At 42.7% G+C, this 19,279-nt stretch carries 17 protein-coding genes; 9 read left to right on the top strand and 8 right to left on the bottom strand.

Features of this window, described 5'->3' with window-relative positions:
* Positions 1 to 86: 86 nt before the first annotated feature.
* The 5 genes from BQ5364_RS02125 to trmB form a co-directional block, all read right to left on the bottom strand.
* Complete coding sequence (locus BQ5364_RS02125; protein WP_004613038.1) at positions 87 to 1,475, bottom strand: alanine/glycine:cation symporter family protein; 1,389 nt, start codon at positions 1,473 to 1,475, stop codon at positions 87 to 89.
* A gap of 62 nt (positions 1,476 to 1,537) precedes the next feature.
* A complete protein-coding gene (locus tag BQ5364_RS02120; protein WP_004613039.1) occupies positions 1,538 to 2,671 on the bottom strand; it encodes a toxic anion resistance protein in 1,134 nt (377 codons plus the stop codon).
* 17 nt (positions 2,672 to 2,688) lie between these two features.
* The gene (locus BQ5364_RS02115; RefSeq protein WP_083382632.1) at positions 2,689 to 3,933 is read right to left on the bottom strand and encodes a 5-bromo-4-chloroindolyl phosphate hydrolysis family protein; all 1,245 of its coding nucleotides are present in this window, start codon (positions 3,931 to 3,933) and stop codon (positions 2,689 to 2,691) included.
* A gap of 51 nt (positions 3,934 to 3,984) precedes the next feature.
* Positions 3,985 to 4,257 carry a thioredoxin family protein gene (locus BQ5364_RS02110; protein WP_004613041.1) on the bottom strand — a complete coding sequence of 91 codons (273 nt, stop codon included), beginning with the start codon at positions 4,255 to 4,257 and terminating at the stop codon, positions 3,985 to 3,987.
* A 228-nt stretch (positions 4,258 to 4,485) separates the two neighbouring features.
* On the bottom strand, positions 4,486 to 5,151 hold the full coding sequence (gene trmB, locus BQ5364_RS02105; protein WP_083382630.1) for a tRNA (guanosine(46)-N7)-methyltransferase TrmB: 666 nt from the start codon (positions 5,149 to 5,151) through the stop codon (positions 4,486 to 4,488).
* A 133-nt stretch (positions 5,152 to 5,284) separates the two neighbouring features.
* Here trmB and BQ5364_RS02100 point away from each other — a divergent pair, with 133 nt between their 5' ends.
* Genes BQ5364_RS02100 through BQ5364_RS02060 form a run of 9 tightly spaced genes read left to right on the top strand, consistent with a single transcriptional unit; the run spans position 5,285 to position 13,735 of the window.
* Complete coding sequence (locus tag BQ5364_RS02100; protein ID WP_004613043.1) at positions 5,285 to 5,596, top strand: hypothetical protein; 312 nt, start codon at positions 5,285 to 5,287, stop codon at positions 5,594 to 5,596.
* A 2-nt stretch (positions 5,597 to 5,598) separates the two neighbouring features.
* Positions 5,599 to 6,651: a V0D/AC39 family V-type ATPase subunit gene (locus tag BQ5364_RS02095; RefSeq protein WP_071143552.1), complete on the top strand. Its 1,053-nt coding sequence runs from the start codon at positions 5,599 to 5,601 to the stop codon at positions 6,649 to 6,651.
* On the top strand, positions 6,648 to 8,579 hold the full coding sequence (locus BQ5364_RS02090; protein ID WP_071143551.1) for a V-type ATP synthase subunit I: 1,932 nt from the start codon (positions 6,648 to 6,650) through the stop codon (positions 8,577 to 8,579). The genes BQ5364_RS02095 and BQ5364_RS02090 overlap by 4 nt, the downstream gene beginning before the upstream one ends.
* An 18-nt stretch (positions 8,580 to 8,597) precedes the next feature.
* Positions 8,598 to 9,029: an ATP synthase subunit C gene (locus BQ5364_RS02085; RefSeq protein ID WP_004613046.1), complete on the top strand. Its 432-nt coding sequence runs from the start codon at positions 8,598 to 8,600 to the stop codon at positions 9,027 to 9,029.
* A gap of 2 nt (positions 9,030 to 9,031) precedes the next feature.
* Complete coding sequence (locus BQ5364_RS02080; RefSeq protein WP_004613047.1) at positions 9,032 to 9,340, top strand: V-type ATP synthase subunit F; 309 nt, start codon at positions 9,032 to 9,034, stop codon at positions 9,338 to 9,340.
* A gap of 17 nt (positions 9,341 to 9,357) precedes the next feature.
* A complete protein-coding gene (locus tag BQ5364_RS02075; RefSeq protein ID WP_071143550.1) occupies positions 9,358 to 9,945 on the top strand; it encodes a V-type ATP synthase subunit E in 588 nt (195 codons plus the stop codon).
* A complete protein-coding gene (locus BQ5364_RS02070; protein WP_071143549.1) occupies positions 9,938 to 11,704 on the top strand; it encodes a V-type ATP synthase subunit A in 1,767 nt (588 codons plus the stop codon). The genes BQ5364_RS02075 and BQ5364_RS02070 overlap by 8 nt, the downstream gene beginning before the upstream one ends.
* 15 nt (positions 11,705 to 11,719) lie before the next feature.
* The gene (locus BQ5364_RS02065; protein ID WP_004613050.1) at positions 11,720 to 13,105 is read left to right on the top strand and encodes a V-type ATP synthase subunit B; all 1,386 of its coding nucleotides are present in this window, start codon (positions 11,720 to 11,722) and stop codon (positions 13,103 to 13,105) included.
* Positions 13,106 to 13,120: 15 nt separating this feature from the next.
* Positions 13,121 to 13,735, top strand: coding sequence for a V-type ATP synthase subunit D (locus BQ5364_RS02060; RefSeq protein ID WP_004613051.1), 615 nt, complete (start codon positions 13,121 to 13,123; stop codon positions 13,733 to 13,735).
* Between the two features lie 38 nt (positions 13,736 to 13,773).
* Here the strand turns inward: BQ5364_RS02060 and BQ5364_RS02055 are convergent, their stop codons facing one another.
* From BQ5364_RS02055 to BQ5364_RS02045, 3 genes are all read right to left on the bottom strand, one after another.
* Positions 13,774 to 14,148 carry a DUF1284 domain-containing protein gene (locus BQ5364_RS02055; protein WP_071143548.1) on the bottom strand — a complete coding sequence of 125 codons (375 nt, stop codon included), beginning with the start codon at positions 14,146 to 14,148 and terminating at the stop codon, positions 13,774 to 13,776.
* Positions 14,149 to 14,167: 19 nt separating this feature from the next.
* Complete coding sequence (glgB, locus tag BQ5364_RS02050) at positions 14,168 to 16,081, bottom strand: 1,4-alpha-glucan branching protein GlgB (RefSeq protein ID WP_022250681.1); 1,914 nt, start codon at positions 16,079 to 16,081, stop codon at positions 14,168 to 14,170.
* Positions 16,082 to 16,176: 95 nt separating this feature from the next.
* A complete protein-coding gene (locus BQ5364_RS02045; protein ID WP_186278408.1) occupies positions 16,177 to 18,690 on the bottom strand; it encodes a hypothetical protein in 2,514 nt (837 codons plus the stop codon).
* Positions 18,691 to 19,279: the final 589 nt, after the last annotated feature.

Genomic DNA, 19,279 nt, shown 5'->3' with positions numbered 1-19,279 from the left:
TCATATTTTATCCTCAAGCACTATCATTTCTTATTATACCACTTTTCATAGTTTTGTGTTGCTTTTTTTATTTTTTTTATATAATTTTACTGCTTATTTTTAATATATCCTTTTGTGATATAGACAACTTCACCACTAAGCAAAATCAAAGCTGTCATATTCGGCAATGCCATCAATCCATTGAACGTATCCGCCACCTCCCACGCAAGGTGCGGCGTCATCATACACCCCGGCAGAATCATCAGTACATAAACCATTTTGTAAAGAAACGCCGATTTTTCTCCAAACAGATATGCCGCCGTGCGCTCCCCAAAGTACGCCCAGCCAACCATTGTTGCAAAAGCAAACAATACGATCGAAATTGCAAGAAATTTATCTCCAAAAGGAATAACCGTCGAAAAAGCTTCCCCGGTCAAAGTCGTTCCATCGACATTTTCGATTCCGCGCGCCATATTGGAAAGATACACTTGCGGCTTATAGACACCGGAACTTAAGATTACAAGCGCTGTCATCGTACATACTACAATCGTATCGATAAACACTTCCAAGATTCCCCACATTCCCTGTATGGCAGGAGATTTCACATCTGATGCCGCATGCGCCATAACAGAAGAACCAAGCCCCGCTTCGTTGGAGAATACCCCTCGCGAAATACCGATTTTCATTGCCTGACGAATTCCATATCCTATCACTCCTCCTCCCACTGCTTTCATGCGAAAAGCCTCCTCAAAAATCATGCGTACTGCTCCCGGAACTTCCGCACGGAAATGAATGAGCACGAGCATTCCGCCTGCCATATAAAACAATGCCACAAATGGAACCACTTTTTCTGTCACTGCCGCAATCCGCTTCACACCACCTAAAATTACTGCCGCCACAACAAGTGTCACAACCGCTCCTGTAATGAACGGTGGAATAGAGAGACTTTCTTTTAATCCGCTTGCCATGGAATTCGCCTGTGTCATATTTCCCATTCCAAATGATGCAAAAATACAGAATACAGCAAAAAGCACGGCAAGCCATTTACACCCAAGTCCACGCTCTATGTACACCATAGCGCCGCCAACCCATTCTCCCTTTCTATTTTTATAGCGATACCGTATCCCCAGAAGATTTTCCGCATAAATTGTCATCATCCCCAAAAACGCAGATACCCACATCCAAAAAATTGCTCCCGGTCCTCCTGCAATCAGCGCTGCCGCCACACCTGTGATATTCCCTGTTCCAAGTGTCGCTGCAAGCGCCGTACAAAAAGACTGAAACTGAGAGATAGAATGCTCTTCTTCGGTCCTGCGCACACGCCTGTCCCGAAACATCTCCCCCATTGTTTTTCCAAGCCAGATCCGCACCTTTGTAAACTGGAAAAATCCGGTGCGCACGGTAAACATCACTCCGACAAACAGAAAAACAGCGAGCATTCCCCGCCCCCAGATAAAACGGTTTACAACCGCATTGATTTCCTTTACATACTCCATAAAAAATCCCCCATATACTTGGCAATAATACCAAGTATATGAGGGATATGTTATAAAAAGTCCTACCGGATCTCCAATAGTTTCTGTTTCAGTTCATTTTCGATACGGTTCAATTCTGCTTCTGCCGTTCTTCTCTTTTCTTTTCCTTCCTGCTGAATCTTCATCACTTCATCCAGTGTAGAAATCAAAGATTCATTGGTTGCTTTCAGCGTCTCGATGTCGACAATGCCCCGCTCTGACTCTTTTGCAGTCTCCACCGTAGCAAGTTTGAGTTTTTCCGCATTCTTTCTCAATAATTCATTCGTCATATCAGTCACTTCCCGCTGAGCCTTTGCCGCACGAGAAGAATTTTCCACACCAATCGCCAAAACCATTTGACTTTTCCACAGTGGAATCGTATTTACCAACGTAGACTGAATCTTTTCAGACATCACCGTGTCATTGCTCTGCACAAGACGAATCTGCGGCGCCATCTGAAGCGAAATCGTCCGAGTCAGTTCCAGATCATGAATTTTCTTTTCAAACCGATTACACAGTGCATTCAGATCATTGACCGCCTGCGCATCTTCCGGCAGCCCTGACCGTGCAGCTTTCGCCTCCAGTTCAGGAAGCTCCGTCGTCGCAACATCCTGTAATTTTTTCTTCCCGGCTGCAATGTACATCGAAAGTTCTTTGAAATACGTTGTGTTCAATTCATACATCTTATCCAGCATGGCAATATCTTTCATAAGCTGTATCTGATGTCCTTCGAGCGCATCACAAATTCTATTCACATTCACTTCTGCCTTGTCATATTTCGCTTTCATATTGGCAAGCTTATTGCCGCCTTTTTTAAAGAATCCAAAAATCCCTTTTTCTTCCTCTTCCTCATCAAAGCTCTTAAGTTCCGTCACAACACCCGCAAGCATATCACCAACTTCGCCAAGATCCTTCGTCTTTACGTTCTCAAGTGCGCTTTCCGAAAAATCAGCAATCTTCTTCTGGGCCCCCGCTCCATACTGAAGAATTGCGTTGGAGCTTCTCAGATCGATCTTCGCCGCAAAATCCGCTACCATCTTTTTTTCTTCCGGTGTGAGCACGTCCAATTCCTCAACCTGCTCTTCTTTGACTTCCACGACTTCTTCTTTTGTCTCCCCAAACGGATCCAAGGTCAAAACCGGCGCTTCCTGCATCATCTCATTGATATCTTGTCCCATAAGCTTATGTCCTCCTACTATTTAAAATCTTTTTCTTTATATCCTTCTCTTGCGAGCATCATCTGCAGAACTGAAATATCCGTTGACACATCAAACGCAGCATCCTGAAACAAATCATCTAAAAGCTTTTCGAACGCAAGACTGATGGTATCGAGTGTATTCTCAATCTCCTGCATCGCATTCGTGATATTCTCCCCTTTTACTTCCAAAGCATCAAACTCACGGTACGCATTCACAAGCTTCAGTGTTGTCGGCATATAATAGTCCATAAACTTATCCATCTCTTTTTTCTGCTCCGGATGTTTTTTCACTGACTCAAAAATACGGCGCACAACCTGCTCCAATCTGTCTAACTTTTCAGAAATAACTTCACCCGGAATATCGTCATTCGCCTCACGGATTGTCCTGATATACTCATCTCCGGTACGAATCATCTCCAAAATCTCAGGTGACATCTTCTCTTCCTGTTCTTTTCTTTTCGCCTCTTCCATCTCCCTCTGCCGAAGCGATTCCTCCGCCTGCAGATAATAGTCATATGCAATCCGATTAATCATCAGGCACGTCTCCTGCTTGTCCATGTACGCTTCCCGAAACACTTGTTTCTGAATCATCTTTCGAAGATCTTTCCTCGTCTCTGTCTCTGACTGATTCGACTTTTCTGCCAATTCCTTAATCTCACAGAAACCTCTTCCATTCAAGATCTCCACGTACTTTCTAGCCCGTCTGTATCTCTTGCGATAATGATTTCCTGTCGCAGACAAAATGATTCCTGCAAGCATTGGAATCAAAAGCACTCCAGGCCCCAGAACGATCTCGGCAAGACTTGCTGTACCTATCATCTCTAAAAAGGTCTTTGTAACCAGCAGAGCGATAATCCCCACAGCCGAAACAATACTCAATATCGTTCCTGCCACAATGCGTGCTGTCCCTTTTTTGATCTTCGGCGCAAGCACCATATTGATCTGCTTTTTCCCTACCGGTCTTGCATAGTTTGTCTGATAGACATTGCTTTGCTGGTTGGTCTGCGCCTGCTTTTTCAGATTCTCAGCCTGTCTTTTCTGGCTCTCCTCATACTGCCTTCTCACTTTTTCCTTATATATTCTCGCCTCATCCAGCGCCTGATTCACCGTCTGGTTAATTGTCTGGTTCAGGCGATCATAATTCATCGACTCCACAGCGTTTTGCACCGTCTCTTGGATCTGTCTTCCAAGATTTGAAAAATCATTATCATACATATATCCGTCATATCCTTCCTGAATCATTCTTTCGCTTTTCCGGCAAAGCACACCGGCTTTGCCGGAGCAAACATTCCTCTACTTTCCAATCACCGTCTCAATCCTCTTTTTCAGAATCTCCTCACCGATGATCCCAGCCATCCTCATAACTTCATTTCCTTGTTTCATTATAACAAATGTCGGTACAATTTGGATACTATAATCTTTTGCAATTTCAGTTTCTTTTTCAATGTCTATTCTGACGACTTCCAGCTGTTCCTTATAGACCTCTTCTATCTCATCCACAACCGGCATCATCATATTACATTTCGGACACCAGTGCGCAAACAGAACAATCAGTGTAACCTGCATATGCCACCCTCCCGGACACTAGTGTACAGCTCGCCCTTATGGTTTACATCTTGCATTCAAGATGTCGCAGACCTCTTCAAACGAGCGTCTAATGCATTTTAGCTTACATGTCAGTTTCCTGTTATCATAGCAAAACTGACAAAACGAATGTTTCCACTTTCCTTTCCCCATAAGGTTCTCCTGTTCTATACACATACTTTCTATATAGAATATGCCGAAAGCTTCGAACTATTTCCTCGCTGCGATCAACTTATGGATCGGATTGCCAAGGCTTGAGAACTTCTGCTCGTATTCTGTCATAATATTCCCCACATTCATCTTTTCATCGTGATGCAGGTCATATGTATGTGCCAGCAATTTCCATCCTGCTTCCGCCACCTGTTCTAGGGAGAACTCAAACAGCTGGCTGTTATCTGTCTTAAATTCCACAACACCGTCTTGTGCCAGCACCTTGTCATACTGTCCAAAAAATCGAGTAGACGTAAGCCTTCTCCCGGCATGTCTTGCCTTCGGCCAAGGATCCGAAAAATTCAGGTAGATCTTTGCCACTTCGCCTTTTCCAAACACATCCGGCAGCGTGAAAGCATCCATACAGATAAAACGAATATTTTTCATATCACAAAATTCTTCTGTGTCGTATTTTTCCAATGCCCTCAGCAAAACACTCGAATATCGCTCGATTCCAATATAGTTTATCTGCGGATTCTGCTTGGCAAGATTCAAGAGAAACTGCCCTTTCCCCATTCCAATCTCAATGTGAATCGGGTTCTCATTTCCAAAGACCGTATGCCACTTCCCTTTTTGTTCTATCTCATTCTTTATTGCAACCGGATGGTTCTGAATCACATCATCTGCACCCGGAATATTTCTAAGTCTCATACTCTTGCACCTCATTCTTTTTTTCTCAGTATATCTCGTCGGAGATATATCGTCAATTTATAGTTGCATTATTTTCGCAAAACCCTTTTTTTATTTCTTCTACTGTGTTACATTATTCATATCAGCTTGCACAAAAGGAGGGTTCACAATGAATTCTATTATCAGCAAATTGTCAGAAATTGAGACAGCCGCTACAGCCATTGTAAAGCATGCCGAATCAGAAAAAGACAGGCTCGATCAAAAGATGCAAAAAGACCAACAAAGATTCGACGAAGATCTGGCTGCAAGCACAAAAGAAAAACTGGATGCAATCCAGCAAAATCTGACTTCTAAAATGAATACGCAGCTACAGCAGCTGCAGTCAGAAAGTGAGCGAACCATTCATTCACTCACAAGGGAATACGAAATCAAGCATGAGCAATACGCTCACGAAATATTGAAACGCATTACAGAGGTATAATTATGGGAAATCTACTATCATATAGTGGAATCGTAACAAAGATACATGCAATGCAGGCCAAGCTTTTAACAGATGACCACTTCCGGGAAATTGCACAATTGTGCAACGTTGCCGAGGTGGTCACTTATTTGAAGAAACTTCCCGCGTACGCAAAAGCCTTTGAAACTGTAGATGAGAATACACTTCACCGTGGAGATGTCGAGAAAATCCTCATCCAGTCCCTTTACAACGATTACTCCAAACTGTATCGTTTCTCGGGTCTGGAACACCAACGATTTTTAAGACTGTATCTCAAGCGCTATGAAGTTGATTTGATCAACTACTGTCTGCGAATTGTCTACAACCATTATGAGGAACCGTTTGATCTGAATCACAAAAAGCCGTTTTTTGACCGCTACTCCCAGATTTCAATCGACCGTCTGATTACTTCCAAGACCATGGAAGAATTAGTAGACAATCTGCAAGGCACAGAATATTACGCTCCACTGAAAATTTTACAGGAATCCGGGCAGCCCGTCGATCTGTTTGATTACGACCTCGCCCTCAACTTATATGAATTTACCTCCGTCTGGAAAGCGCGCAAAAAAACGCTCAAAGGATTGGAACTTAAGATTTTTACCCGCGACTGCGGAACGAAGATCGATTTGATTAATTTACAATGGATTTACCGTGCAAAAAAATACTATAACATGGATTCCATTCAGATTTACGCTTTTATCATTCCGGTTTATTTTCACATCAAACTTCCTGAGATAAAAACGTTGATCGAAAGCGAGTCATTGGACGAGTTCATGGAACTGCTCCGAAAGACTTATTACGGCAGACGGCAGCCCTTAGATCATGCATTTACCATTGAAAAGATGTATACGGACTGCCTGTCACGCCTGTACTCCACCGACCGCAGAGAACATCCGTATTCCATTGCTTCCATCAACTCCTATCTTTTCCAAAAAGAAGAGGAGCTAAGGAAGCTTACAACGGCATTGGAATGTATTCGCTATGGTCTGTCCGCTGGAGAAACATTAAAATATATAGGGGGTGTGAGACCACAATGATTGTAAAAATGAAATTTTTAAGTATCACCGGACCGAAAAATGACATTGACCGGGTAACGGATCTGTATTTCTCAAAATATGAGATTCAATTGGAAAATGCTCTTTCGGAATTAAAAACGGTCGATAACCTTCAGCCGTTTATCGAGATCAATCCATATAAAGATGCGCTGGAAAAGGCGAATCAGTTCGTCGGATATCTGTCTGACAAAGAATCTCTTCCGGAAGTTCCGCTTTCGATGGAGGAGCTGTTCCAGACAATCCGTACAGCAAACAACAACTATATGGATCTCAAAGAAAAAGAACAGAACCTGAAAGAGGAACAAGAAGCACTGCGAGACAAACTCAAAGTGATCGAACCGTTTTCAGGTCTCGAATGCAACATCCACGACGTGATGCAGTATCACTTTATCAAATTCCGTTTTGGGCGTGTTGCACTGAACTATTATCACAAAGTAGAAAAATATGTAAGCGAGGATCTTAATGTAATCTTTTTAGAGGGCGGAAGAGATACAAGCTACGTATACGGCGTATACTTCTCCTCCCGCTCCGATTCCGAACGCATCGACGCTATTTTAAAATCACTGCATTTTGAGCGTATTTTCCTGCCGGATGAGTATGATACCACGCCGACTGATGCGTGCCGCACACTGGAAAAAAGTATTCATTCGATTGAGAAAAAAATCCGGCATATCGACGAAGAGATTGCTGAGATTCTCTCAAAAGACAGCGCAAAACTTGTCTCGGCACAAAAACGTCTGCAGGTACTCGCCAAGAACTTTGATGTGCGAAAGCTTGCTGCCTGTGTGGAAGACAAACACGATAACTTCTTTATATTATGCGGATGGATGTCCGAGGCTGACATCAGTTCCTTCCTCGAAGACGTCAAGCACGATCCGAACCTGTTTGTAGTGGTGGAAGATGACCACGAGACCTATTTCGGGGAGCCTCCGACAAAGTTGAAGAACCCGAAGATCTTCAAGCCATTTGAGATGTTTATCCGTATGTACGGACTTCCGGCACACAATGAGATGGATCCGACGATTTTTCTCGCGCTGACTTACACCTTTATCTTCGGCGCCATGTTCGGAGATGTTGGCCAGGGACTCTGTCTCGCAATCGGGGGCGGACTGCTCTACAAATTCAAAAAAATTGATCTTGCGGGGGTCATCTCGCTTGCCGGTATCTTTTCCACCTTTTTCGGCTTTATGTTCGGAAGTGTATTTGGATTTGAAAATATCATCGAGGCAAAATGGCTGCATCCGATTTCAGCTATGACGAGCCTTCCGTTTGTCGGTCAACTGAACACCGTATTTATCGTTGCAATCGCATTTGGAATGGGAATCATTCTCCTGTCCATGATTTTCCAGATTATCAACTCCCTGCGGGCGCATGATTTAGAAAACGCATGGTTCTCACCGAACGGGGTCGCCGGACTGATTTTCTATGGCTCTGTCGTATTGGCGATTGTCTTGTTTATGACAGGTCACAAGATGCCTGCTAACATTTTGCTCGCCGTGCTTTTCGGTGTCCCGGTTCTGATGATGGTCTTCAAGGAACCGCTCGCAAAAAAACTTGAAAAGCGCACCGGAAAAACAGAAGGCGGAAAAGTCATGTTTTTTGTACAGGCATTCTTCGAATTATTCGAAACAATGCTCAGTTACTTTTCCAACACACTTTCTTTTGTGCGTATCGGCGCTTTTGCTGTCAGCCATGCAGCGATGATGGAAGTTGTACTTATGCTTGGCGGCGCCACACAAAACAGCAGTCCAAATTGGATCGTCATTGTAGCCGGCAACATATTTGTCTGCCTGATGGAAGGGCTTGTTGTCGGAATCCAGGTGTTAAGACTGGAATATTATGAAATGTTCAGCCGCTTTTATAAAGGAAGCGGACGCGAATTCAAACCATATAATCAGAAAAATGTATAAACTCAGGAGGTTTTCATTATGACTTTAACAGTAAAATTAACTCTTATCGTAACTTTAATCTTAAGCATCATTCTTCCTTTCGGATACTATCTGATCGGTGAGAAAAACAAAAAGCGCTACAAAAAGGCAATCGGCGTCAATATCTTCTTTTACTTTGGCGCTTTTGTAATTGCAGGCATTATGATGTTTGGCGGTTCTGCGCAGGCTGCTGATGCAGCTACAACTGCTGCTTCTACCGCCACAGGACTTGGGTATATCGCCGCCGCTCTCGTTACCGGTTTAGCATGTATCGGTGGTGGTATCGCTGTTGCCAGTGCTGCAAGCGCTGCTCTTGGAGCAGTCAGCGAAGACTCCAGCATTTTTGGTAAATCCTTAATTTTCGCAGGTCTTGCAGAAGGTGTTTGTCTCTACGGACTGATCATCTCCTTCATGATCTTAGGTAAATTGTAATTATGAAGATGTTTTTGATCAGTGATAATGTCGATACGTACACAGGAATGCGACTCGCAGGCGTAGACGGTGTTGTTGTACACGAACGAAGCGAGCTTCACGACGCCCTGCAGAAAGTTATGGATGACAAATCCATCGGTATCGTTTTGCTCACCGAAAAATTCGGGCGGGAATTTCCCGATCTTATCGATGAGATCAAGCTCAAACGAAAACTACCGCTGCTTGTCGAAATTCCTGACCGTCACGGAACCGGCCGTAAAAAAGACTTTATCACATCTTATGTAAATGAAGCCATCGGCTTAAAACTATAGTAAAAGAAGGTGAAATCTTGACAATCGAAGAAAAATTAAAGTATCTGCAGGATGCTTCCATGGAAGATGCCAGAGCAATGGGCAACGAGATTATAAGTGAACATCAGGAGGCTTTAGACCAGATACTAAAAGAGCATAAAGAGACTGCCATCCGTCAGGCGGAACTCACCTTAAAAACAGAGACCGCCAACGCCAGACAATCTTTAAATAAGGCCATGGCAAGAGCACAGATCGAACTCAAACGCGAACAGGGAAAATGCCAGACAGACTTAAAAAACCGCTTGTTCAAACGTGTTCTTGTACTTGTAAAAGAATATATGAAGACAGATGACTACAAAAAAATTCTGGAAAAACGCATTCAAAAATCACTGGATTTTGCAGATGGTGAAGAAATTCTGATCTACATCAATCCAAGTGATGCGCATTTGAAAGATGATTTAGAAGCAAAAACCGGCGCCTCCCTCACCGTAAGCCGAGAGGATTTTATCGGTGGGACACGTGCCGTCATGCAAAAACGACGTATTCTGATCGACTACTCGTTTAAATCAGCACTCTCGGAAGAATACGACAATTTCTTGTTTTTAGGAGGTGACAACTATGTTTAGAACCGGAACAATTTATGGAGTAAACGGTCCTGTCATCTATCTGAAAGGAAATACCGGATTTAAAATGTCAGAGATGGTCTATGTAGGGAAAGAAAGATTAGTCGGCGAAGTTATCGCACTTGATAAAGATAAGACAACCATTCAGGTCTTTGAGGAGACGACCGGGTTACGTCCGGGAGAGACTGTTGAGGCTACTGGAGATGCCATCTCCGTAACCCTCGCCCCGGGAATTCTCAATAATATATTTGACGGTATTGAACGTCCACTGGAACGCATCGCCGAAAATTCCGGTGCATTTATCAGTCGTGGTGTGAGTGTAGATTCGCTGGATAAAGAAAAAAAATGGAAGACACATCTGACGGTCTCTATCGGAGATTCCGTTCACGGAGGTGATATCATTGCCGAAGTGCCTGAGACAACGGCCATCGTGCACAAATGCATGGTGCCTCCACATATCAGCGGGATTATCACTAAAGTCATGCCGGATGGAGTGTACACAATTGATGAACCGCTCGTAACAGTCGAGCTAAGCTCCGGCGAGACGATCGACCTGACTATGACTCAGAAATGGCCGATTCGTGTTCCCCGTCCAACGCACCACCGTTTTCCTGCGTCCGTTCCGCTCATCACCGGACAGCGTATTCTTGATACGATGTTCCCGATCGCAAAAGGCGGCACCGCCTGTGTTCCTGGTGGATTTGGAACCGGAAAGACAATGACACAGCACCAGATCGCAAAATGGTCCGATGCCGACATCATCATCTACATTGGCTGTGGAGAACGTGGAAATGAGATGACACAGGTACTGGAAGAATTTACAAAACTGGTGGATCCTAAATCTGGCAATCCTCTGATGGACCGAACCACTTTGATCGCCAATACTTCCAACATGCCGGTGGCGGCCCGTGAAGCGAGCATCTACACCGGTCTCACACTTGCAGAATACTACCGTGATATGGGATATGATGTGGCAATCATGGCAGACTCCACATCTCGTTGGGCAGAAGCACTTCGAGAGCTCTCAGGACGTCTTGAAGAAATGCCTGCGGAAGAAGGTTTCCCTGCTTATCTGGCATCACGCTTATCTGCGTTTTACGAGCGTGCGGGCATGATGCACAACTTAAACGGAACTGACGGCTCTGTATCTATTATCGGAGCTGTATCACCACAGGGCGGCGACTTCTCTGAGCCGGTTACACAGAATACCAAACGTTTTGTCAGATGTTTCTGGGGGCTTGATAAGAGCCTTGCGTATGCGAGACATTTCCCGGCAATCCACTGGCTGACAAGCTACAGTGAATATCTGCTCGATCTCGCCCCATGGTATAACGAACACGTTTCGCCAAAGTTTGTCGACTACCGCAATCAGCTGATGGCTCTTTTGAATCAAGAGAGCAGCCTGATGGAAATCGTAAAATTAATCGGAAGCGATGTGCTGCCGGACGACCAGAAACTCGTTTTGGAAATTGCCAAAGTCATCCGACTGGGATTCCTTCAGCAAAACGCATTTCATGCAGACGACACTTGTGTCTCATTAGAAAAGCAGTTCAAGATGATGGAAGTTATCTTGTATTTATATCAGAAATCAAAAGCACTCATCACACTGAACATGCCGATTTCTGTTCTGAAAGAAGAAGATATTTTCGAAAAAGTCATTGCGATCAAATACGATGTGCCAAATGACAAACTCGAACTATTTGATGAATATATGAAAAAAATCGATGCATTCTATGACCGGATTATGGAAAAGAACGCATAAAGGAGGAGGATTTGTATGGCAATTGAATATTTAGGCTTAAGCAGCATCAACGGTCCTCTGATCGTGCTGGAGGGTGTACAGGATGCGTTCTTTGATGAGATCGTAGAATTTGTAGTAAACGGAAACGAGCGTAAGTTAGGTCGCATCATTGAGATTTACGAGGATAAAGCAGTTATTCAGGTATTTGAAGGGACTGAAAATATGTCTCTGCTCAACACCCACACAAAACTCACCGGACATCCGATGGAGATCGCCCTCTCACCGGATATGCTCGGAAGAACATTTAACGGAATCGGGCAGCCGATTGACGATCTCGGTCCGATTACCTCAACGTTGACAAGAGATATCAACGGACTTCCGCTTAACCCGGTAAAACGTGAATATCCTAGAAACTATATCCGCACCGGTATCTCTGCAATCGACGGTCTGACCACACTGATTCGAGGACAGAAGCTTCCGATTTTTTCCGGAAACGGTCTTCCACACGACCAGCTTGCCGCTCAGATTGTAAAACAGGCTTCTCTCGGGGATGATTCCGATGAAGAATTTGCTATTGTATTTGCTGCGATGGGTGTCAAACATGACGTTGCGGAATTTTTCCAGCGCACCTTTGAAGAAAGCGGTGTATCCGACCACGTAGTCATGTTCCTGAATCTGGCAAACGATCCGGTCGTGGAGCGTCTTATCACACCAAAAGTAGCGCTCACCGTCGCAGAATATCTGGCATTTGAGCAGAACAAACATATCCTTGTCATTCTCACAGATATGACATCCTTTGCGGAGGCGATGCGTGAAGTATCCTCCTCCAAAGGCGAGATTCCAAGCCGAAAAGGATTCCCGGGATATCTTTATAGTGAACTCGCGACAATCTATGAACGCGCAGGAATTGTGGCAGGCGTCAACGGTTCGGTGACACAGCTGCCGATTCTGACAATGCCAAACGACGATATCACACACCCGATTCCTGACTTGACAGGATATATTACTGAAGGGCAGATTGTACTTGACCGTGCGCTCCATGGACAGTCCATCTACCCGCCAATCAACATTTTACCGTCCCTTTCCCGTCTGATGAAAGACGGTATCGGAGAGGGATACACTCGCGCGGACCATCAGGATCTTGCCAACCAGCTCTTTTCATCCTACGCCAAAGTAGGAGAAGCGAGAAACCTTGCCTCTGTCATCGGTGAAGATGAACTCTCCCCGATCGACAAAAAATACCTTGCCTTCGGAAAGGAATTCGAAGAACGCTATATCGGTCAGGGGCTGGAGGAAAACCGTACAATCGAAGAGACACTTGACCTTGGATGGGAACTTTTAAAAATGCTTCCAAGAGAAGAATTAGATCGTATTGACACAAAAATTTTGGAACAATTTTATGATAATCGTTCAGACTCATAGAAAGGGGGCGTTCTTATGGATCCTCGCACATTTCCCACAAAAGGAAATCTGATTCTTGCAAAGAATTCTTTGGCTCTTGCCAATCAGGGGTACGAACTTATGGATAAGAAAAGAAACATTCTGATCCGCGAACTGATGGAACTGATCGATCAGGCAAAGGACATTCAGGAACAGATTGATTCCACCTTCACACATGCATATAAATGCCTGCAGCACGCCAATATTGAACACGGTATCAGTCTCGTATCCCAACTTGCCTATACCGTCCCAATTGAGGATTCTATCAAGATTAAAAGCCGAAGCATTATGGGAACGGAAATTCCACTTGTGGATTACACTCCGGATGAGAATCAGCCGACTTACTCTTTCAGTACAACTGATGAGTCAATCGACCGTGCACGCGAAGCATTTCGCAAAGTAAAAGAGCTTACGATCAAATTATCCATGATTGAGAATGCAGCCTACCGGCTTGCGACCAATATTAAAAAAACACAAAAGCGTGCAAACGCTCTGAAAAATATTACAATTCCGACCTATACCACTTTAGTATCTTCCATTTCCAATGCTTTGGAGGAAAAAGAACGTGAAGAATTCACACGATTAAAAGTGATAAAGCAGCGGAAAATATAATAGAATACACTATTCTATTCAAAAATGGAGCGAACTTTCTATTCACAAAGTTCACTCCATTTGCATGCTCCGCATATTTCTTTTCTCTTCCCCTGAAGTAAGATTCGTTCTGATACCAGTTTAGAAAAAGTATCCCAAGTCAAAACTGTACCTTCTTCCAAACCACAAAAAGAAAGCACTTTCTGATCATATGCCCGAACAAGATCCGGCGTATTACAGCTTCCATTTTCTAAATTGGGGCATTTCTCGCAGATAACATCTGCATGCGTAATAATTTGCAAAGAAGGATTCTCTTGCATCTGTTCTAAAATCTTTCCCATATGCGCCACAAACAAATCACTATATCCTTCTCCTTGAAAAAATGCAAGGCACATTCCATGATGTGCCCGCAATAAAATCGGTTGCTTTTCCATAATCTCTCACTTTTTCAACTTAAAACTCAAACACTGCAACACCATATGGCGGTAAATCATAAGCAAATGAAAATGGTCTTCCGTCACATTCTTTTTTCACACTCTTATAAATCTCAGGACGTACTTTTCCCTCTCCACCATATTTCTTTTCATCACTGTCCAAAATCAGCTTATACTGCTTTCTCCTTGGAACGCCAACACGATATTCCGTTCTTTCCATCGGAGTAAAATTACATACAAACAAAAGATTCTTCTTGCCGTCTTTAGAATGTCTGATAAAGCTGTAGATACTTCTCTCCGCATCATCTGCATTCACCCATTCAAATCCTTCCGGTGAACAGTCTAATTCATACATCGCCTTATTCTTTTTATACAAATGAAGCAAATCTTTTGTAAATTCCTGCAACTGTCTATGCCAGTCTTCTGCAAGAAGAAACCAGTCTAATTCACGCGCTTCACTCCATTCCTGAAGCTGAGCAAAATCCTGTCCCATAAACAACAGTTTTTTACCAACATGTCCCATCATAAACGCATATCCGACTTTCAGGTTGGCAAATTTATCAAATCCAAGCCCAGGCATCTTATTTAGCATAGAGCACTTCAGATGCACCACTTCATCATGCGACAATACAAGAACATATTTTTCGCTATACGCATAACTCATGGCAAATGTCATCTGATTGTGGCACCCTTTTCTAAAATAAGGATCCAGTTTCATATACTCTGTAAAATCATGCATCCAACCCATGTTCCATTTTAAACTAAATCCAAGTCCATCATATTCCGCTGGCGCTGTTACTTTTGGCCAAGCTGTAGATTCCTCGGCAATCATGACAACTCCCGGATTTCTTCCAAGAACCACTGAATTCAAATGCTTAAAAAATTCGATTGCTTCAAGATTTTCATTGCTGCCGTATTTATTTGGAACCCACTGACCTTTTTCTTTTCCATAGTCCAAGTACAGCATAGATGCAACTGCATCTACTCGCAAGCCATCTACATGATAATGCTCTATCCAAAACAGTGCATTTGCAATCAGGAAATTTTGAACTTCTGACTTTCCATAGTCAAAAACCTTTGTTCCCCAATCCGGATGTTCTCCCTTTCTCGGATCTGCATACTCAAAGGTCGGTGTTCCATCAAAATCAGCCAGTCCATGTGCGTCTTTCGGAAAATGCGCCGGCACCCAGTCAAGAATTACTCCAATCTTATTCTTATGGAAATAATCAATCATATACGCAAAATCTTCCGGTGTCCCGTATCTTGAAGTCGGGGCATAGTATCCTGTCACCTGATATCCCCAAGATCCGTCAAAAGGATACTCAGCAATACCCATCAGCTCAATATGTGTATATCCCATCTCTTTGATATACTCTGTAGCTGCTTTGGCAAACTCTCTATATGTATAGAATCCGTCATCCTCTCTGCCCGGATGCCGCTTCCATGAACCGATATGCGCCTCGTAAATTGACATCGGCTCTTTATGATGATCCCAAGTTAATCTCCGCTCCATCCACTTGCTGTCTGTCCATCTAAGAGCACTGATATCCGTCACTTTCGATGCATTCCCCGGTCTGAGTTCTGCATAATTGGCAAATGGGTCCGCTTTATAAATATGATCCCCTTTGTATGTTTGAATACAATACTTATACAGTGCTCCTTCCTGCACATCAGGAACAAAACATGTATAAATACCAAGTGGCTCTTCCCTCTTCATCGGGTTCTTGTCGGCATCCCAATCATTAAATTCGCCAACTACCGAGACTTTCTCCGCATGTGGCGCCCATACTGCAAAATAAACACCCTGTTTTTCACCATCATTTACAATGTGAGCTCCTAGTTTTTTATAAATCTCATAATGAGTTCCCTGACCAAACAAATAATGGTCTAATTCTCCGATTTCGTATGCTTTTGTTTTATTTTTTTCCGCCATACTTTCACCTTCCCAGTTTATTTGGTATATACGTCTATTATACTTTAGCCACACATAAAAAGAAAGAGTTTTGTCACCAAAACTCTTTCTTCTTATTATCTAAAATCCTGTTCCTGCAAAACAATTCTTGAAGACTTGTTTTTCTTCTTACCAAATAATTTCTTTAGGAAACGTTTAAATGTCATTTTCTGAGAATGTGCAATCGCATCATCCATGATTTCTTTTACATCCGCAACTGTAACAATGCTCTCTTCTCTTTGCATAAGATCAATCCTGCTATATAATGCCAAAATTCCCATCTCATCAATCTTATATCCATTTTCTTTTGCATAAGTCTGAGCGAATGTTACCAGCTCATCATTGATAAATACCGGCAGTTCCAATCTGGACGTAAATTTTTTCTTAAAGTCCGGATATAATGCCAACATCTTATCAAGTGGTCTGCGCTCTTCCTCTAAAACTACAAGTAATTCTCCAGTCTGTTCTTCCATAAGATCATTCAGCTCTAAAACTGTCTTTTTATTCAGTTTCGATGCACGCTCAATGATAATCGCTCCACCATGCAGCTTCTCAATAATATGTGAAACATCTTTCTTATTCAATGATTCCGCTGTGACAATTCCAACTTTCCCTTGTTTCAGCTTTCTGTTCTTTTGAATTGCCTTCACAATGTCTACCGCCAAAACTGTCTTTCCAGAGCCTTTGCGCCCTACAACAAGCAAGTTGGCTGTTCGAGATGTTCCATATCTCGTTCTGCATCTCTTGTCGTTCTCCAATACATCTACAATCTGCTCACTCATGCCGTGAACAGGAACAAAATAAGAGAATAATTTTTTCTGTTCTTCTGTCAGACCCGCTTTAATTCCAATCTCACTTTGCGCTTCCAGATCATAGCGTCCCTGCACGATAAAAGCAGTATCAAATGGTGAAGACGGCTCCGGACGTCTCTGTTCTTCTTTTTCCAAAGGCTCCTCTACTACTGTGTCATTCATCAAAGCTTTGGCAGAAATTGCAATCGCTTGTGTGTCTCCAAGCTTAATTCCTTCTGATTCCTCAATCTCTTCGATTTCTTCAATCTCTTCAAAATCTTCTGATTCTACTTCTTCAAAAGCTTCCTCGTCAAAACTTTCTTCATCAAACGGATCTTCCTCTACTTCTTCTGGTTCTGCTTTCTCTTCTTCCTGAACTGATTCTTCTGCCGATTCCTCGATTGGTTCCTCTTCCTTCGTTTCCACTGTTTCGACTGTTTCTTCCTCCATTGTTTCCAATGGTTCAACAGCTTCTTCCTCCGGCACTTCCACTTTCTCGCGCCTTGCCTTATTCTGCTTAATCTCAGCCGCTTCAGCTTCCAGTTCTTCCATCAACTGTCTGATATCATCTGGAAGAATACTTTCTTCTTCCACTTTTTGAGATTCCAGTTTCTCTTTGTCCCGTCTTGCTCTTTCTTGTTCTTCTTGAATTAATTGAGCATTTTCTTTTTGTTTCTCTTCCCAATTCTGTAGAATCTCTTCCACGCTCATTTTAGAACTTTGAGAAAAAATTTCTTTGCTCACATCTTCATCTTCTGTTTCATCCAGCACTTGTGGCTCCTCGCTTGCTTCCGCCTCTTCCTCTGCTGGTACTTCCTCGATAATGTCTGTCTCTTCCTCTGCTGGGGCTTCCTCGATAGTCTCTGCCTCTTCCTCTGCTGGAGCTTCTTCGATAATCTCTGTCTCTTCCTCTGCTGGAGTTTCTTCGATAGTCTCTGCCTCTTCCTCTGCTGGGGCTTCCTCGATAGTCTCTGCCTCTTCCTCTGCTGGAGCCTCCTCGATAGTCTCTGCCTCTTCCTCAACTGACTCTTCTTCTGCTACCGGTGTCTCTTCTATTTTTTCTGCTTCTTCTGCAGAAACTGCTTCCACTTTCGTTGTATTCTCTAGTGAAATCGCTGCATTCACTTCATCAACTTTCATTTCCACAGTCGGTTCTTCCACATTTTCAACTTTCTCTTCTTTCTTTTCGGCAACTGGCTCCACCTTTTTTACTGGTTTCTTTTCATCATTTCTATGATTATATTTCTCCTGCTGCAAAGGTGTCAAAGGTTTATATTTCATCTTTAATTCCATAGCCTGATATACATACTTTCCTTCACTGAACCATAGAATTAAATCATCACATTCTTCCAGGCATTCCGCCACCATACCCGCTTCGTGGTACAATTTCGCCAATTCATATGCCCATTTTTCCACATACTCGGCTTTTTTAAACTCTTCCAACGCTTCAATCTGCTGTGATAACGGTGCATTTTGGCTTTTCAAAATCTTATATCTCAAAATATATTGATTCGGATCTTTTGGAGCCATGGCAATAAACTCTTCATAACAGTCTGTTGCCTCTCTTACATCGTTCAATTTTAATGCCAGTGTTCCAAGACGATATACAATCTTTCTGCTTCCCGGAGCTCTGTCATATGCTATAAATAAAATCTCCCTACTCTTCTCATATTCTCCATTATACTCATAAATCTCACTTGCTGTACAAAGCATCGCTGCATTCTTAGCCTTACGCCAATCGATACTGTCTGCTATCTCCATCGCTTTTTTATATGATTTTTGTTCCATATACTCAAGCATCTGCTCTGTTCTTACTCGATATTCGTATTTATCCAAAGTATTCACCCCTATTATTATTTCTATGACCTTTCTATCTAGTCGAATTTTAGCTTTCTATATTCTGTTTTATTTTATCACAGGAGATAACCAATGTCAAAAAGATGTAACAAAAACGTAATAAAAATAAGGTTATCTTAAACTTCTATAAGATAACCTTATTCTGTATTTTATTGTTATTTTTTTATTTATTATTTCGGAGGAATATATCAATTATAAAACCTGTTGCCTTTTTTCACTTTATATGCAATTTATAACTCAAAGTTTCGATTATTCTTATTCTCTAATCCTAATCTGTTTTTCTGATGTTTCTTTACACATCTTATAACTGCTTTGAAGCTATGTGGTATTCCTCTTTTCAATATGTCTGCAAATATTTAATCTTCTGCTCCAGATGTTCTACTCTCCGAATAAATTCTTCTACTTGCTCTCTTTCTCTGGATTATACTCTATGGTAAAGGCTTTCATCACAGGTTCTTACATTTGCCATACCACCAACATATTGAATTGTAAATTCCGAACTATCCATTGGACTAAGCCTCCTTCTTTCTCC

This window comes from Coprococcus phoceensis (genome assembly GCF_900104635.1).
In the GTDB taxonomy this organism is placed as follows: domain Bacteria; phylum Bacillota; class Clostridia; order Lachnospirales; family Lachnospiraceae; genus Faecalimonas; species Faecalimonas phoceensis.
The sequence above is the reverse complement of the archived record's forward strand: the minus strand, read 5'-3'. Positions and strand labels throughout refer to the sequence as shown.

Coding starts and splice junctions, on each gene's coding strand:
- BQ5364_RS02125 (WP_004613038.1), bottom strand. CDS start 1,475: ATGGAGTATGTAAAGGAAATCAATGCGGTTGTAAACCGTTTTATCTGG.
- BQ5364_RS02120 (WP_004613039.1), bottom strand. CDS start 2,671: ATGGGACAAGATATCAATGAGATGATGCAGGAAGCGCCGGTTTTGACC.
- BQ5364_RS02115 (WP_083382632.1), bottom strand. CDS start 3,933: ATGATTCAGGAAGGATATGACGGATATATGTATGATAATGATTTTTCA.
- BQ5364_RS02110 (WP_004613041.1), bottom strand. CDS start 4,257: ATGCAGGTTACACTGATTGTTCTGTTTGCGCACTGGTGTCCGAAATGT.
- trmB (WP_083382630.1), bottom strand. CDS start 5,151: ATGAGGTGCAAGAGTATGAGACTTAGAAATATTCCGGGTGCAGATGAT.
- BQ5364_RS02100 (WP_004613043.1), top strand. CDS start 5,285: ATGAATTCTATTATCAGCAAATTGTCAGAAATTGAGACAGCCGCTACA.
- BQ5364_RS02095 (WP_071143552.1), top strand. CDS start 5,599: ATGGGAAATCTACTATCATATAGTGGAATCGTAACAAAGATACATGCA.
- BQ5364_RS02090 (WP_071143551.1), top strand. CDS start 6,648: ATGATTGTAAAAATGAAATTTTTAAGTATCACCGGACCGAAAAATGAC.
- BQ5364_RS02085 (WP_004613046.1), top strand. CDS start 8,598: ATGACTTTAACAGTAAAATTAACTCTTATCGTAACTTTAATCTTAAGC.
- BQ5364_RS02080 (WP_004613047.1), top strand. CDS start 9,032: ATGAAGATGTTTTTGATCAGTGATAATGTCGATACGTACACAGGAATG.
- BQ5364_RS02070 (WP_071143549.1), top strand. CDS start 9,938: ATGTTTAGAACCGGAACAATTTATGGAGTAAACGGTCCTGTCATCTAT.
- BQ5364_RS02065 (WP_004613050.1), top strand. CDS start 11,720: ATGGCAATTGAATATTTAGGCTTAAGCAGCATCAACGGTCCTCTGATC.
- BQ5364_RS02060 (WP_004613051.1), top strand. CDS start 13,121: ATGGATCCTCGCACATTTCCCACAAAAGGAAATCTGATTCTTGCAAAG.
- BQ5364_RS02055 (WP_071143548.1), bottom strand. CDS start 14,148: ATGGAAAAGCAACCGATTTTATTGCGGGCACATCATGGAATGTGCCTT.
- glgB (WP_022250681.1), bottom strand. CDS start 16,081: ATGGCGGAAAAAAATAAAACAAAAGCATACGAAATCGGAGAATTAGAC.
- BQ5364_RS02045 (WP_186278408.1), bottom strand. CDS start 18,690: ATGCTTGAGTATATGGAACAAAAATCATATAAAAAAGCGATGGAGATA.